This is a genomic window from Nocardia cyriacigeorgica (genome assembly GCF_010858045.1).
In the GTDB taxonomy this organism is placed as follows: Bacteria; Actinomycetota; Actinomycetes; order Mycobacteriales; family Mycobacteriaceae; genus Nocardia; species Nocardia cyriacigeorgica_E.
This window is the reverse complement of sequence record NZ_JAAGVC010000140.1, coordinates 1-396: the sequence shown is the minus strand read 5'-3', so window position 1 is coordinate 396 and position 396 is coordinate 1. Positions and strand designations below refer to the sequence as shown.

At 63.4% G+C, this 396-nt stretch carries 1 protein-coding gene; it reads right to left on the bottom strand.

Translation table 11 applies throughout. The features are described 5' to 3' along the window. Positions 1-385: hypothetical protein (locus GV790_RS29095; RefSeq protein ID WP_218586494.1), on the bottom strand; the 385-nt coding region annotated here is incomplete at its 3' end. Between the last annotated feature and the right edge of the window lie 11 nt (positions 386-396).

Sequence of the window (396 nt, the reverse complement as noted above, 5' to 3'; positions counted from 1 at the left end):
GGCCCTGGATGTGGCAGACGCAGACCCATGGAAATCTGAGATCGTTGTAGATGTTGCGATCGTCCGGCGGGTAGATGATCAATGGCTTGAACGGCACGCCACGGAGTTCCAGCCGCGGTGGCCGCACTCGCGGAGGAGCCTTCGGACGCAACGTAGACCCCACCCAGCTCGGTCGTTGCGGTTGTATCGGGTCATCGGCGCCCTTGCCCTTGTCGATGTACACCGCCTTGGCGTCTCCCGGATCGGCGAGGTCCGACCAGAGTGCGGAGAGATTCTCCGGCACGTCGGCTTCCTCGACGGCCTCGAATGTCTTCTGATCGCGTAGCTCGGCCCAGGTCAGAGGCCGTTCCGGCGCCGACGTCGCGCCTTCGCTGTCGTACGACATCACTTTCACCT